The 12,940-nt window shown below is 65.3% G+C and carries 12 protein-coding genes; all 12 read left to right on the top strand.

Going from position 1 to position 12,940, the window contains the following annotated elements:
* Window positions 1-27: 27 nt before the first annotated feature.
* The 12 genes from pyrH to lpxB all read left to right on the top strand — a co-directional run bounded on the left by pyrH (window position 28) and on the right by lpxB (window position 12,847).
* On the top strand, window positions 28-744 hold the full coding sequence (gene pyrH / locus BRAGE_RS0113645; RefSeq protein ID WP_027559430.1) for a UMP kinase: 717 nt from the start codon (window positions 28-30) through the stop codon (window positions 742-744).
* A gap of 65 nt (window positions 745-809) precedes the next feature.
* A complete protein-coding gene (gene frr / locus BRAGE_RS0113650; RefSeq protein WP_027559429.1) occupies window positions 810-1,373 on the top strand; it encodes a ribosome recycling factor in 564 nt (187 codons plus the stop codon).
* 10 nt (window positions 1,374-1,383) lie between these two features.
* On the top strand, window positions 1,384-2,142 hold the full coding sequence (locus BRAGE_RS0113655) for an isoprenyl transferase (RefSeq protein ID WP_027559428.1): 759 nt from the start codon (window positions 1,384-1,386) through the stop codon (window positions 2,140-2,142).
* Complete coding sequence (locus BRAGE_RS0113660) at window positions 2,139-2,981, top strand: phosphatidate cytidylyltransferase (RefSeq protein WP_027559427.1); 843 nt, start codon at window positions 2,139-2,141, stop codon at window positions 2,979-2,981. Before BRAGE_RS0113655 ends, BRAGE_RS0113660 begins: the two co-directional genes overlap by 4 nt.
* A 4-nt stretch (window positions 2,982-2,985) precedes the next feature.
* The gene (dxr, locus tag BRAGE_RS0113665) at window positions 2,986-4,209 is read left to right on the top strand and encodes a 1-deoxy-D-xylulose-5-phosphate reductoisomerase (protein ID WP_027559426.1); all 1,224 of its coding nucleotides are present in this window, start codon (window positions 2,986-2,988) and stop codon (window positions 4,207-4,209) included.
* Between the two features lie 45 nt (window positions 4,210-4,254).
* Window positions 4,255-5,406, top strand: coding sequence for an RIP metalloprotease RseP (gene rseP, locus BRAGE_RS0113670; protein WP_027559425.1), 1,152 nt, complete (start codon window positions 4,255-4,257; stop codon window positions 5,404-5,406).
* 188 nt (window positions 5,407-5,594) lie between these two features.
* Complete coding sequence (gene bamA, locus BRAGE_RS0113675; protein ID WP_027559424.1) at window positions 5,595-8,150, top strand: outer membrane protein assembly factor BamA; 2,556 nt, start codon at window positions 5,595-5,597, stop codon at window positions 8,148-8,150.
* 137 nt (window positions 8,151-8,287) lie between these two features.
* Window positions 8,288-9,355, top strand: a complete 1,068-nt coding sequence (gene lpxD / locus BRAGE_RS0113680; RefSeq protein ID WP_027559423.1) for a UDP-3-O-(3-hydroxymyristoyl)glucosamine N-acyltransferase — start codon at window positions 8,288-8,290, stop codon at window positions 9,353-9,355.
* On the top strand, window positions 9,352-9,813 hold the full coding sequence (fabZ, locus tag BRAGE_RS0113685) for a 3-hydroxyacyl-ACP dehydratase FabZ (protein WP_027559422.1): 462 nt from the start codon (window positions 9,352-9,354) through the stop codon (window positions 9,811-9,813). The genes lpxD and fabZ overlap by 4 nt, the downstream gene beginning before the upstream one ends.
* A gap of 190 nt (window positions 9,814-10,003) precedes the next feature.
* A complete protein-coding gene (gene lpxA / locus BRAGE_RS0113690) occupies window positions 10,004-10,795 on the top strand; it encodes an acyl-ACP--UDP-N-acetylglucosamine O-acyltransferase (RefSeq protein ID WP_027559421.1) in 792 nt (263 codons plus the stop codon).
* Window positions 10,796-10,814: 19 nt separating this feature from the next.
* On the top strand, window positions 10,815-11,672 hold the full coding sequence (locus BRAGE_RS0113695) for an LpxI family protein (protein ID WP_035731199.1): 858 nt from the start codon (window positions 10,815-10,817) through the stop codon (window positions 11,670-11,672).
* Window positions 11,669-12,847 carry a lipid-A-disaccharide synthase gene (lpxB, locus tag BRAGE_RS0113700; RefSeq protein ID WP_027559419.1) on the top strand — a complete coding sequence of 393 codons (1,179 nt, stop codon included), beginning with the start codon at window positions 11,669-11,671 and terminating at the stop codon, window positions 12,845-12,847. The genes BRAGE_RS0113695 and lpxB overlap by 4 nt, the downstream gene beginning before the upstream one ends.
* Window positions 12,848-12,940: the final 93 nt, after the last annotated feature.

A 12,940-nucleotide genomic window follows, 5' to 3' on the forward strand; every position in this document is an offset into this window, starting at 1 on the left:
AGCGGCGCCCGGACAAGGAAAGTGCTCATGACTGATCCGGTCTATCGTCGCGTCGTGATCAAGCTGTCCGGCGAATATCTCGCGGGGCAGCAAGGCTTTGGCATCGATCAGCCGACCATGGACCGGGTTGCGGACGATCTGATCGCCGCCCGCCATCTCGGCACCGAGGTCGCGGTCGTGATCGGCGGCGGCAATATCTTTCGCGGCGTCGAGGTATCCTCCCGCGGCGTGTCGCGCCCGACCGGCGACACCATGGGTATGCTGGCCACCATGATGAACTGCCTCGCGCTCGAAGCCACGATCGAGCGCAAGGGCGCGCCGGCGCGGGCTCTCTCGGCGTTCGTCATGCCCGAGGTTTCCGAGCTGTTCACCCGTGCGGCGGCGCACAAATATCTCGCCGAGGGCCGGATCCTGCTGCTTGGCGGCGGAACCGGCAATCCGTTCTTCACCACCGACACGACAGCAGTGCTGCGCGCCGCCGAGATCGGCGCCCAGGCGGTGCTGAAGGCGACCAATGTCGACGGCGTCTACTCGGCCGACCCCAAGAAGGATCCGTCGGCCACGCGTTTCGAACGGCTGACGCATTCCCAGGCGATCGAGGGCGGCTACAAGGTGATGGATGCGACCGCCTTCGCGCTTGCCCGCGAGACATCGCTGCCTATCATCGTGTTCTCGATCGCGGAGCCGGGGTCGATCGGTGCGATTCTGCGCGGCGCCGGCCACGGAACCATCGTCGCCGGCTGAGGCTCATCTCGCGCGCCCCGAGGAAGGGCGCGGAGAGGTCGCCGGGATTTTGAAGGAGAAACGTGATGTCCACGGGTAATTTCGACCTCAACGAAGTGAAGCGCCGTATGCAGGGCGCCGTCCAGTCGCTCAAGCACGAGCTCGGCGGTCTGCGCACCGGCCGCGCCTCCGCCTCGATGCTCGATCCGGTGCAGGTCGATGCCTATGGCAGCCACATGCCGCTCAACCAGCTCGCCACCGTCAGCGTTCCGGAGCCGCGCCTGATCTCGGTGCAGGTCTGGGACAAGTCGATGGTCAAGGCGGTGGAGAAGGCGATCGTCGATTCCAATCTCGGCCTGTCGCCGGCGACCGAAGGCCAGGTGCTGCGCCTGCGCATCCCCGAGCTCAACGAGGAGCGCCGCAAGGAGCTGGTCAAGGTCGCGCACAAATACGCCGAAGCCGCCAAGGTCGCCGCGCGCCATGTCCGCCGGGACGGTCTCGACGTTCTCAAGAAGCTCGAGAAGAATCACGAGATGTCGGAGGACGATCAGAAGCGTCACGCCGACGAGGTGCAGAAGGCGACCGACGGCACCATCACCGAGATCGACCAGCTGCTGGCCGCCAAGGAAAAAGAAATCCTGACTGTTTAAGGCTGCCTCCATGTCCAACGCCGCCGCGCCCGCAACGGAAGGACCCGACCGGTCCGACGCGCCTGCGCATGTCGCCATCATCATGGATGGCAACGGGCGTTGGGCGGCCGCGCGCGGCCTGCCGCGTGCGGAAGGGCATCGCCGCGGCGTCGAGGCGTTGCGCCGCGTGGTGCGGGCCTCGCATGAGCTCGGCATCCGCTATCTCACCATCTTCTCGTTCTCGTCGGAGAACTGGTCGCGACCGGCGAGCGAGATCGGCGATCTGTTCGGCCTGCTGCGGCGCTTCATCCGCAACGATCTGGCGAGCCTGCATCGCGATGGCGTCAAGGTGCGCATCATCGGCGAGCGGGAAGGGCTCGAGAGCGACATCTGTGCGCTTCTGAACGAGGCCGAGGAGCTGACGCGCGACAACACGCGCCTGACGCTCGTCGTCGCCTTCAACTACGGCTCGCGGCAGGAGATCGCGAAGGCGGCGCAGAAGCTTGCGCGCGAGGTCGCGGAAGGCAAGCGCGATCCCAGCACGATCGACGCCGAGACGCTGGGCGCGCATCTCGATGCGCCCGACATTCCCGATCCCGATCTCATCATCCGCACCAGCGGCGAGCAGCGCCTGTCCAACTTCCTGATGTGGCAGGCCGCCTATAGCGAGCTGGTGTTCGTGCCGATCCACTGGCCCGATTTCGACAAGGCGGCGCTGGAAGGCGCGATCGCCGAATTCGCCAGGCGCGAGCGCCGTTTCGGCGGTCTGGTCGCGAAAACCGCCTCGTGAGCGAACCCGACGCCGCATCGGCGGGCGAAAAGCCTGCCCCGAGCAATCTCGTGATGCGGGTCCTCGCAGCGCTGGTGCTGGCACCGCTCGCCATTGCGCTGGCCTATGCCGGCGGCTGGCTGTGGGCGCTGCTCGTCACCCTGGTGTCGATCGGACTGTTCGCGGAATGGCTGATGGTGGTGGGTGCGGGCTCGACCGCGCTGACCGGGGCAGGGACGATCGCCATCGCCATGATGGGCTTGTGCGTGGCCGCCGGCGCGCTCAAGACCGCAATCATCGTTGGCTGCATCGGCGGCGTGATCGTGATGCTGATCGCGCGCGGCAAGTTCGTGTGGGCGGCGACCGGCTTTGCCTACGCAGCGGCGGCGCTGCTGGCCTCGATCCTGGTGCGGAAGGATCTCGCCAACGGCTTCTCGGCGCTGATGTTCGTGCTGCTGGTGGTGTGGGCGACAGATATCGGCGGCTATTTCGCGGGGCGCAGCATCGGCGGGCCGAAGCTGTGGCCGCGCGTCAGCCCGAAGAAGACCTGGTCCGGCGCGCTCGGCGGCTTCATGGCGAGCCTTGCGGTGGCGGGCGGGTTTGCGGCCTGTGGGATCGGCAAAGCTATTCCGCTGCTGCTCGTCAGCGCCATCCTGTCGGTGGTATCGCAGGCCGGCGATCTGTTCGAATCCGCGGTGAAGCGGCGCTTCGGCGTCAAGGATTCCAGTCACTTAATTCCCGGCCATGGCGGCCTTATGGACCGCCTGGACGGCTTTGTTGCCGCTATCCTGATGGCATGGATTATCGGCTTTGTTCGCCATGGTGTGCATAGCGCCGGAAGCGGTCTTATGGTTTGGTGAGGATATGAGCGCAGTCCCATTGCGTAACAACAGGCTTGCTGCGTCCGACGTCCGCAGCGTCACGGTTCTCGGCGCCACCGGCTCGATCGGCGACAGCACGATGGATTTGCTGCGCGCCTCGCCCGAGCGCTACCGCGTCGAGGCCCTGACCGCGAACGGCAATGTCGCGGCGCTGGCCAAGCTCGCGAAGGAATTCTCCGCGCGCTACGTCGCGATCGCCGACACCTCCAAGCTCGCCGAGCTCAAGGCCGCGCTCGCCGGCACCAGCACCGAATGCGGCGCCGGCGAAAGCGCCGTGATCGAGGCCGGTGCGCGTCCGGCTGATTGGGTCATGGCCGCCGTCAGCGGCGCCGCCGGGTTGAAGCCGGCACTGGCCGCGGTCGATCGCGGCGCCCATGTCGCGCTCGCCAACAAGGAATGTCTGGTTTGCGCCGGCGATTTCTTCATGCAGCGCGCGGCGAAAGCGGGCGCCTGCATCCTGCCGGCCGATTCCGAGCACAACGCGCTGTTTCAGGCGCTGGCATCGGGCAATCGCGACGAGCTGGTCCGCGTCATCATCACGGCCTCGGGCGGCCCGTTCCGCACCTGGAAGGCGGCCGACATCGAGCAGGCAACGCTCGAGCAGGCCCTGAAGCATCCGAACTGGAGCATGGGCCAGAAGATCACGATCGACTCGGCCTCGATGATGAACAAGGGCCTCGAGGTGATCGAGGCGTCCTATCTGTTCGCGCTCTCGCCCGACGAGATCGATGTTCTCGTGCATCCGCAGTCGATCATCCACGGCATGGTCGAGTTCTCCGACCGCTCGGTGATGGCCCAGCTCGGCGCGCCCGACATGCGCACGCCGATCGCGCACTGCCTCGGCTGGCCCGACCGGATCAAGGGACCCGCGGCAAAGCTGGACCTCGCCAAGATCGGCCAGCTGACCTTCGAGGCGCCGGACTTCGAGCGGTTCCCCGGACTACGGCTGGCCTTCGATTCGCTTCGGACCGGGAAGGGGGCGACCACCGTCTACAACGCCGCCAACGAGGTCGCGGTCGCCGCTTTCATCGCCGGCAAGATCCGGTTCGGCGCGATCGCGCGGCTGGTCGAGGCGACGCTCGATGACTGGATCCGCGGCGGCAACCAGGCGCCGATGACCTCCGCGGATGATGCAATCTCTGTTGACCATGTTGCTCGAAATAGAGCTGCCGCCCTATTGCCTCAAATTGCCTTAAAGGCATCTTAGATGGCTTCGGGCCAGGGCCTTTGCGGCGCTGGATAAGAGGAATCGATGATCGACTTTTTCGTCCATAGTTTCAATGCCTTGAGCCATGGGCTTCTCGGTTACGTGGTTCCCTTCCTGTTCGTCCTGACCATCGTCGTGTTCTTTCACGAGCTCGGCCATTTCCTGGTCGCGCGCTGGGCAGGCGTTCGCGTGTTGACCTTCTCGCTCGGTTTCGGACCTGAGCTGGTCGGTTTCAACGATCGCCACGGCACCCGCTGGAAGATCTCGGCGATCCCGCTCGGCGGCTACGTCAAGTTTTTCGGCGATGAGAGCGAGGCCTCGACCCCGTCGGCCGAGACGCTCGCGGCCATGACCGAGGAGGAGCGCGCCGGCAGCTTCCACCACAAGAAGGTCGGCCCGCGCGCCGCCATCGTCGCGGCCGGCCCGATCGCCAATTTCATCCTGGGCGCGCTGATCTTCGCCGGCATGGCGCTGTATTACGGCAAGCCGAGCACGATCGCGCGCGTCGACGGCGTCGTTGCGGAAGGTGCGGCGGCCGCGGCCGGCTTCAAGATCGGCGACGTTGTCGTCCAGATCGACGGCAAGCCGATCGAGAGCTTCGCCGACATGCAGCGAATCGTTGCGATGAACGCTGGTTCTGCGCTTGCGTTCCAGGTGAAGCGGGACGGCGCCATCGTGTCGCTGACCGCCACCCCCGCGCTGCTCGAGCGCAAGGATCCCTTCGGCAATAGCCACCGCGTCGGCGTGCTCGGCGTCGAGCACAAGTCACAGGCCGGCGAGGCCTCGACCGCCCCGGTCGGTGTCGGCGAAGCGCTCAAGATCGGCGTCGAACAGGTCTGGTTCATCATCACCAGCACCTTCAAGTTCCTGGGCTCGCTGTTCGTCGGGCAGGGCAATCCCAACGAGGTCAGCGGCGTCCTGGGAATCGCGAAGATGTCGGGGCAGGCGGCCAGCGCCGGGTTCCAGTTCGTGATCAACCTCTGCGCGGTGCTGTCGGTGTCGATCGGTCTGCTGAATCTGTTCCCGATTCCGCTGCTCGATGGCGGTCACCTTATGTTCTATGCGGCCGAAGTGGTGCGCGGCAGGCCCTTGTCCGAGCGGACTCAGGAGATGGGGTTCCGAATCGGCCTCGGTTTGGTGCTGATGCTGATGGTGTTTGCGACCTACAACGACATCCTTCGGATGGCGGCTTCCTGATAGGGGCTTTTTTGTGGCGCGACTGATGGCGTTGCTGTTCAGCAACGTCTTGGAATGAAATTGAAATCGCGGCGCGCTCGGCCGTTTGCGGCGTCGGTGAAATTGGCTACAAGCGGCCTGAACTTGGGGAATCTCCCAGACCGGCGTTGGGGTTGGGTCTGGTACGGAATGATAAGGGCGCGTTGCGCATGAAGTTTGGACTGCGACTCCGGGGGGGCTTGCTCGCAACCCTAATCATGTTCGGCGCGCCGGTGGTTGCCCCGGTCGGGGCTGTTTTCGTGTCTTCGTCTGCGCTCGCTCAGACCGTTCAGTCGATTTCCGTCGAAGGGAATCGCCGTGTCGAGGTGGAGACGATCCGCTCCTATTTCAAGCCGGGTCCGGGCGGTCGCCTGGATCAGGGCGCCATCGACGACGGCCTCAAGGCTCTGATCGAGACCGGCCTGTTCCAGGACGTCAGGATCAACCGCGGCGCCGGTGGCCAGATCATCGTTTCCGTTGTGGAAAACCCGGTGATCGGCCGCATCGCCTTCGAGGGCAATAAGAAGATCAAGGACGAGCAGCTCACCGCCGAGGTTCAGTCCAAGGCGCGCGGCACCTTCTCCCGTGCCATGGTGCAGTCCGACACGCTGCGAATCGCCGAGATCTATCGCCGGTCCGGCCGCTACGACGTGCGCGTCACGCCTGAAATCATCGAGCAGCCGAACAACCGCGTCGACCTGATCTTCACGATCGACGAGGGCGCCAAGACCGGCGTCAAGTCGATCGAGTTCGTCGGCAATAACGCGTTCTCGTCCTATCGCCTCCGCGACGTCATCAAGACCCGCGAATCGAATCTGCTGAGCTTCCTCGCCAGCGGCGACATCTACGATCCCGATCGCGTCGAAGCCGACCGCGACCTGATTCGCCGCTTCTATCTCAAGAACGGCTTTGCCGACGTGCAGGTCGTGGCCGCGCTCACCGAATACGATCCGGAGAAGAAGGGCTTCAACGTCACCTTCAAGATCGAGGAAGGCTCGCAATATCGCGTCGGCGCGGTCGATTTCCGCTCCAGCATTCCGAACTTCGATCCCACCTCGATGCGCGCCTATTCGCGCGTCAATGTCGGCTCGCTCTACAACGTCGAATCGGTCGAGAAATCGGTCGAGGAAATGCAGATCGAGGCCTCGCGCCGCGGCTACGCCTTCGCCGTGGTCCGTCCCGGCGGCGACCGCAATTTCGAGGCGCACACCGTCTCCGTCGTGTTCAACATCGACGAGGGCCCGCGCACCTATATCGAGCGCATCAATCTGCGCGGCAACACCCGTACGCGCGACTATGTCATCCGCCGCGAGTTCGACATCTCCGAGGGCGATGCCTACAACCGCGCCCTGGTCGACCGTGCCGAGCGGCGCCTGAAGAACCTCGACTACTTCAAGAGCGTGAAGATCACGACGGAGCCTGGCTCGTCGAGCGACCGCGTCATCCTGATCGTCGACATGGAAGAGAAATCGACCGGCGACTTCTCGATCTCGGGCGGCTACTCCACCACCGACGGCGCGCTGGCCGAAGTCTCGATCTCCGAGCGCAACCTGCTCGGCCGCGGCCTGTTCGCCAAGGCGTCGGTGACCTATGGCCAGTATGCCCGCGGCTACTCGCTGTCGTTCGTCGAGCCGTATCTGCTCGACTACCGCGTCGCGCTCGGCCTCGACCTCTATCAGCGCCAGCAGCTGTCCAACAGCTACATCTCCTACGGCACCAAGACGCTCGGCTTCTCGCCGCGCCTCGGCTTCTCCTTGCGTGAAGATCTCGCGCTCCAGCTGCGCTACTCGATCTACCAGCAGGAAATCTCGCTGCCGGGCTACCTTGCGAACTGTAACAACATCCAGTTCCTGCCGGATGGGACGCCGAATCCGGCCTTCAACCCGAGCCCGGCCTTCTCCAACGCAACTGGTATCCCCCTTGCCGCTTCGACCAACGGCCTCGGCTGCTACAGCGACGGCGAAGCCTCGCTGCCGGTCCGCAAGGAGCTTGCTGGTGGCAAGACCCTGACGTCGGCGCTCGGCTACTCGCTGACCTACAACACGCTGGACAACAACAAGAACCCGACCGACGGTCTGCTCATCGACTTCCGTCAGGACTTCGCCGGCGTCGGCGGCGACGTCTCCTACCTGAAGTCCGTGATCGATGCGAAGTACTACGCTCCGCTGGTGTCCGACGTCGTCGGCCTCGTGCACGTGCAGAGCGGCATGCTGAACAAGATCGGCAACAACGATCTGCGCATGCTCGATCACTTCCAGATGGGCCCGAACCTCGTCCGCGGCTTCGCCCCGAACGGCATCGGTCCGCGCGACATCAATCCGTTCGACACGCAGGACGCGCTCGGCGGCACCAAGTACTGGGGCGCTTCGCTCGAATTGCAGATGCCGTTCTGGTTCCTGCCGAAGGAAGTGGGTCTGAAGGGTGCGGTCTATGCCGATGCCGGCGGTCTGTATGACTACAAGGGACCGACGACGTGGAGCGTGACCGGCGAAACGACCACGCCAGCCAACTCGAACTGCATCCCCTCGACCACCAATCCGGTGAGCGCGGGAACCTGTACCGGCCTGATCTATGACGACAGCAAGGTGATCCGCTCGTCGGTCGGTGTCGGTCTGATCTGGCAGTCGCCGTTCGGTCCGCTGCGCTTCGACTACGCCGTGCCGCTCAGCAAGGGCAAGTACGACCGTACCCAGGAGTTCCGGTTCGGCGGCGGTACCACGTTCTAATTCGATCAGCAGGGCATGATCCGGCCCCCTGGGATTTCCCTTGGGGCCGGTCGCCAAAAAGATCGTGCTCAATCCATGAGATAAGGCATGATGCGGCCTGGCCGCTTCATGCCGAAGCCGGACCGCGACGGGGTGGAATGGCGCAGCCGACCTTCTTCACAAAACCGCCTGCTACAGCACTGGCCGATGTCGCCACGCTGACCAAGGCGCAGCTTGTCGACCCCGGCAGGGGCGGCCAGATCATCACGGGCCTCGCTTCGCTAGACGAAGCCGGCCCGATACATCTGGCGTTCTTCGACAACCTCAAATATGCCGACCAGCTCAAGGCGACCAAGGCCGGCGCCTGCCTCGTCAGCCCGCGTTTCGAGGCCCAGGTGCCCGCGCATGTGGCCGTGCTGCGGGCGGCGCAGCCGTTCCGCGCCTTCGTCAAGATCGCCCGGGAATGGCACAGCGAGGCGCTACGGCCGCAATCCTGGACCGGCAATGCCGGCATCGCGCCCTCCGCCATCATCGACCCCACGGCGCGGCTCGAGGACGGCGTGATCGTCGATCCCCTGGCCGTGATCGGCCCCGACGTGGAAATCGGCAGCGGCACGGTGGTCGGCGTCGGCGCCGTGATCGGCCCGGGCGTCAAGATCGGCCGGGACTGCAATGTCGGCGCCCGCACGGCCATCCAGTGCGCCCTGATCGGCAACAACGTACTGATCCACCCGGGCTGCTCAATCGGCCAGGATGGCTACGGCTTCATCTTCTTCGGCCCGGAAGGCCATCTGAAGGTGCCGCAGACCGGTCGGGTGCTGATCCAGAACGACGTCGAGGTCGGTGCAAATACCACGATCGACCGCGGCTCCTTGCGGGACACCGTGATCGGCGAGGGGACCAAAATCGACAATCAGGTCCAGATCGGCCACAATGTGACGATTGGCCGGCACTGCCTGCTGGCAGCCCAGATCGGGCTGGCCGGCAGCCTGACCATCGGCGACAACGTGGCGCTGGGAGCGAAGGTTGGCATCAACAACCACCTCAAGATCGGCGACGGGGCGCAGGTAACAGCCATGAGCGCCGTCAAGGACGACATCCCACCGGGCGGGCGTTGGGGCGGGCATTTCGCCAAGCCGACCAAACAGTGGTTCAAGGAGATCATCGCGGTGGAGCGCCTGGTACGCGACAGCAAGGCCGATCCGAAAGACGAGGGACGGGAATGACGGAGGAATCACCTGTTAAGTTCGAGCTGGTGGACATCAACGCGATCCTCCAGACGCTGCCGCACCGTTTTCCGATGCTGCTGATCGACCGCGTCATCAACATCCGCGCCGATTACAGCGGCATCGGCATCAAGAACGTCACGTTCAACGAGCCGGCCTTCCAGGGGCACTTCCCCGAGCGCCCGGTCTATCCCGGCGTCATGATGATCGAGGCGATGGCGCAGACCGCGGGCGTGATCGGCATCAAGTCGGTGGAAGGCACAGAGAAGCCGCGCGCGGTCTATTTCCTCACCATCGACAAGTGCAAATTCCGCAAGCCGGTGCTGCCCGGCGATACCATCGAGTATCACATGCGCTCGCTCGGCCGCCGCAAGACGATGTGGTGGTTTCACGGCGACGCCAAGGTCAACGGCCAGGTGGTCGCGGAAGCCGACGTCGGCGCCATGCTGACGGATTGAGGGCGCTTCCGGCGCGCTTCTTCATGCGGAGGATGAAGTCGTTCACGTGCCGAGGCGGCTGCTTCGACCGGCCGGTGAAACGCGCCGATATGATACGTCACTGGACAGATCGGGCTTGGTCGCGCTAACCACCGGAAAAGCGAACGACTTCAACACATAAGCAGACCTTCTTGATGAGTAAGATTGCTTGATGAGCAAGATTGATCCCACCGCACGCGTGGCGGACGGCGCCGTGATCGGCGCGGGCACCGAGATCGGGCCCTATTGCATCATCGGCCCGCATGCCGTGATCGGCGCGAATTGCAAGCTGATCGGGCAGGTCACGGTCATCGGCCATACCTCGGTCGGCGACAATTGCGTGATCTCGCCGTCCGCGGTACTCGGCGGCGCGCCGCAGGACCTCAGCTACAAGGGCGAGCCGACCACGCTCGAGATCGGCTCCGGCAACACCATTCGCGAAGGCGCGACGATGAACGTCGGCACCGTCAAGGGCGGGGGGAAGACGCGCGTCGGCAACGACGGCTACTTCATGAACAACAGCCATGTCGGCCATGACTGCATCGTCGGCAACAACGCGATCTTCGCGACGTCGGCGACGCTCGGCGGGCACTGCGAGATCGGCGACGCCGTCTATATCGGCGGCCTCTCGGCGGTGCATCAGTTCACGCGCATCGGCTCCTATGTGATGGTCGGCGGCCTCTCGGGCGTGCGCGACGACATCATCCCGTACGGATTGGCCAACGGGCAGTATGCGGTGCTGGAGAGCCTCAACCTGATCGGCATGAAGCGGCGCAAATTCACCAAGCAGCGGCTTGCCGCCGTGCGTGCGTTCTACCAAAAGCTTTTCTACGGCCCCGGCACCTTCGCCGCGCGGCTGGAGGCGGCGCGACCGCTCGCGAGCGAAGATCCGGCCATTGCCGAAATCCTCGACTTCATCGGCAAGGGCAAGCGCCCGCTCTGTCTTCCCGCCATCGCAAAGTGATCCTGACATGGCCGCGGGCATGACATCGGCGGCTTCGGAGTTTTCATCGCCGGTCGGAATTGTCGCCGGCGGCGGCGCGATGCCGTTCGCGGTCGCCGACTCGCTCGCCGCGCGCGGCATCACGCCGGTGCTGTTCCCGCTGCGCGGGGCCTGCGATCCAGCGCGGGTGGAGAAATTCCGCCATCGCTGGATCTCGGTCGGCCAGCTCGGCCGCGCCATGCGGCTGTTCCGCGAGGAAGGCTGCCGCGACCTGATCTTCATCGGCACCTTGGTGCGGCCCTCGCTCTCCGAGATCAGGTTCGACGTCAAGACGCTGCGTCTGCTCGGCAACGTCATCCGCGCCTTCCGCGGCGGCGACGATCATCTGTTGTCCGGCGTCGGCCGCATCCTCGAGCAGGATGGCTTTCGCATGATCGGCATCAAGGATGTCGCGCCCGATCTGCTGATGCCCGAGGGCTGCATCAGTCGCGCCTGGCCGGCCGACAATGCCAAGGCAGACATCGAGCGCGGCCGCGCGGTGCTGACCGCGCTCGGCCCGTTCGACATCGGTCAGGCTGCGGTGGTGATCGACGGCCATGTGGTGGCGGTCGAGGACATCGAGGGCACCGACGCGCTGCTGGCGCGCGTCGCACGCCTGCGCGAGGAGGGGCGGATCCGCGCCGCCACGGGCCGCGGCGTGCTGGTGAAGGCGCCGAAGAGCGGCCAGGATCTGCGCTTCGACCTGCCGACGATCGGCCCGCGCACCATCGAAGGTGTCGCCAAGGCCGGCCTTGCCGGCATCGCCGTCATCGCCGGCAACACCATCGCCGCCGAGCCGCAGGCGATGATCGCGCTCGCCGACGCAAAGTATCTCTTCATCATCGGGCTGACAGCGTGATGCAGGGCCGCGATCCCAAGCGCAGGATCTTCCTGATCGCGACGGAGGAATCCGGCGACAGGCTCGGCAGCGCCCTGATGAAGGTGCTGCGCCAGCGCCTCGGCGATGGCGTGCAGTTCGAAGGCGTCGGTGGCCGCACCATGGCGCGCGAGGGGCTGGAGTCGCTGTTTCCGATCGAGGAGCTGTCGATCGTGGGCTTCGCCGCAGTGGTGCAGCAACTGCCGAAAATCCTTCGGCTGATCCGCCAGACCGTGGACGCCGTGGTGGAGGCCGCGCCGGACGCGCTCGTCATCATCGACAGCCCGGATTTCACCCATCGCGTCGCCCGCCGCGTGCGCGCGAAGAATCCTGCTATCCCGGTGGTCGATTACGTCTCGCCGCAGCTCTGGGCGTGGCGGCCGGGACGGGCGCGGACCATGCTCGGCTATGTCGACCATGTGCTCGGCCTGCTGCCGTTCGAGCCGGAGGAATACCGCAAGCTCGGCGGGCCGCCCTGCAGCTATGTCGGCCATCCCCTGATCGAGCAATTGGCCTCGCTGCGCCCGAATGCCGACGAGCAGCGCCGCCGCGATGCCGACCCGCCAGTGCTGCTGGTGCTGCCCGGCAGCCGCCGCAGCGAGATCCGGCATCATCTCGAGGTGTTTGGCGCAACCCTCGGACGGCTTCAGGCGGAAGGGCGTGCGTTCGAATTGATGCTGCCGACCATGCCGCATCTCGAAGCCACCGTGCGCGAGGGCACCGCGAACTGGCCGGTCAAGCCGCGGATCGTGGTCGGCGAGAACGAGAAGCGCGCAGTCTTCCGTCTGGCGCGTGCGGCGCTGGCAAAGTCGGGAACGGTGACGCTCGAACTCGCGCTGTCGGGCATTCCGATGGTCACGGCGTACCGCGTCGGCGCGATGGAAGCCTTCATCCTGCGCCGCGCGATCCGCGTCTCCTCGGTGATCCTCGCCAACCTCGTGATCGGCAAGGACGTCATTCCGGAGTTCTTGCAGGAGGATTGCACGCCCGAGAAGCTCGCGCCGGCGCTCGCCGACGCACTGACGGACTCGCCGCTGCGCCGGGAGCAGGTCGAAGCCTTTGCGCAGCTTGATCAGGTCATGTCGACCGGCAACAGATCGCCGAGCGTGCTCGCCGCGGACATCGTGCTGGCGACGATGCGGAAGGGCCGGCGCTAAGACGACGGTCTTGTAGGGTGGGCAAAGCGAAAGCGTGCCCACCTTTTTTCTCTTAGCTGCGGAAAGGTGGTGGGCACGCTGCGCTTTGCCCAC

This window comes from Bradyrhizobium genosp. SA-4 str. CB756 (genome assembly GCF_000473125.1).
In the GTDB taxonomy this organism is placed as follows: Bacteria; Pseudomonadota; Alphaproteobacteria; order Rhizobiales; family Xanthobacteraceae; genus Bradyrhizobium; species Bradyrhizobium arachidis.

Coding starts and splice junctions, on each gene's coding strand:
- BRAGE_RS0113655 (WP_027559428.1), top strand. CDS start 1,384: ATGTCCAACGCCGCCGCGCCCGCAACGGAAGGACCCGACCGGTCCGAC.
- BRAGE_RS0113695 (WP_035731199.1), top strand. CDS start 10,815: ATGACATCGGCGGCTTCGGAGTTTTCATCGCCGGTCGGAATTGTCGCC.
- pyrH (WP_027559430.1), top strand. CDS start 28: ATGACTGATCCGGTCTATCGTCGCGTCGTGATCAAGCTGTCCGGCGAA.
- dxr (WP_027559426.1), top strand. CDS start 2,986: ATGAGCGCAGTCCCATTGCGTAACAACAGGCTTGCTGCGTCCGACGTC.
- rseP (WP_027559425.1), top strand. CDS start 4,255: ATGATCGACTTTTTCGTCCATAGTTTCAATGCCTTGAGCCATGGGCTT.
- bamA (WP_027559424.1), top strand. CDS start 5,595: ATGAAGTTTGGACTGCGACTCCGGGGGGGCTTGCTCGCAACCCTAATC.
- fabZ (WP_027559422.1), top strand. CDS start 9,352: ATGACGGAGGAATCACCTGTTAAGTTCGAGCTGGTGGACATCAACGCG.
- frr (WP_027559429.1), top strand. CDS start 810: ATGTCCACGGGTAATTTCGACCTCAACGAAGTGAAGCGCCGTATGCAG.
- lpxA (WP_027559421.1), top strand. CDS start 10,004: ATGAGCAAGATTGATCCCACCGCACGCGTGGCGGACGGCGCCGTGATC.
- lpxD (WP_027559423.1), top strand. CDS start 8,288: ATGGCGCAGCCGACCTTCTTCACAAAACCGCCTGCTACAGCACTGGCC.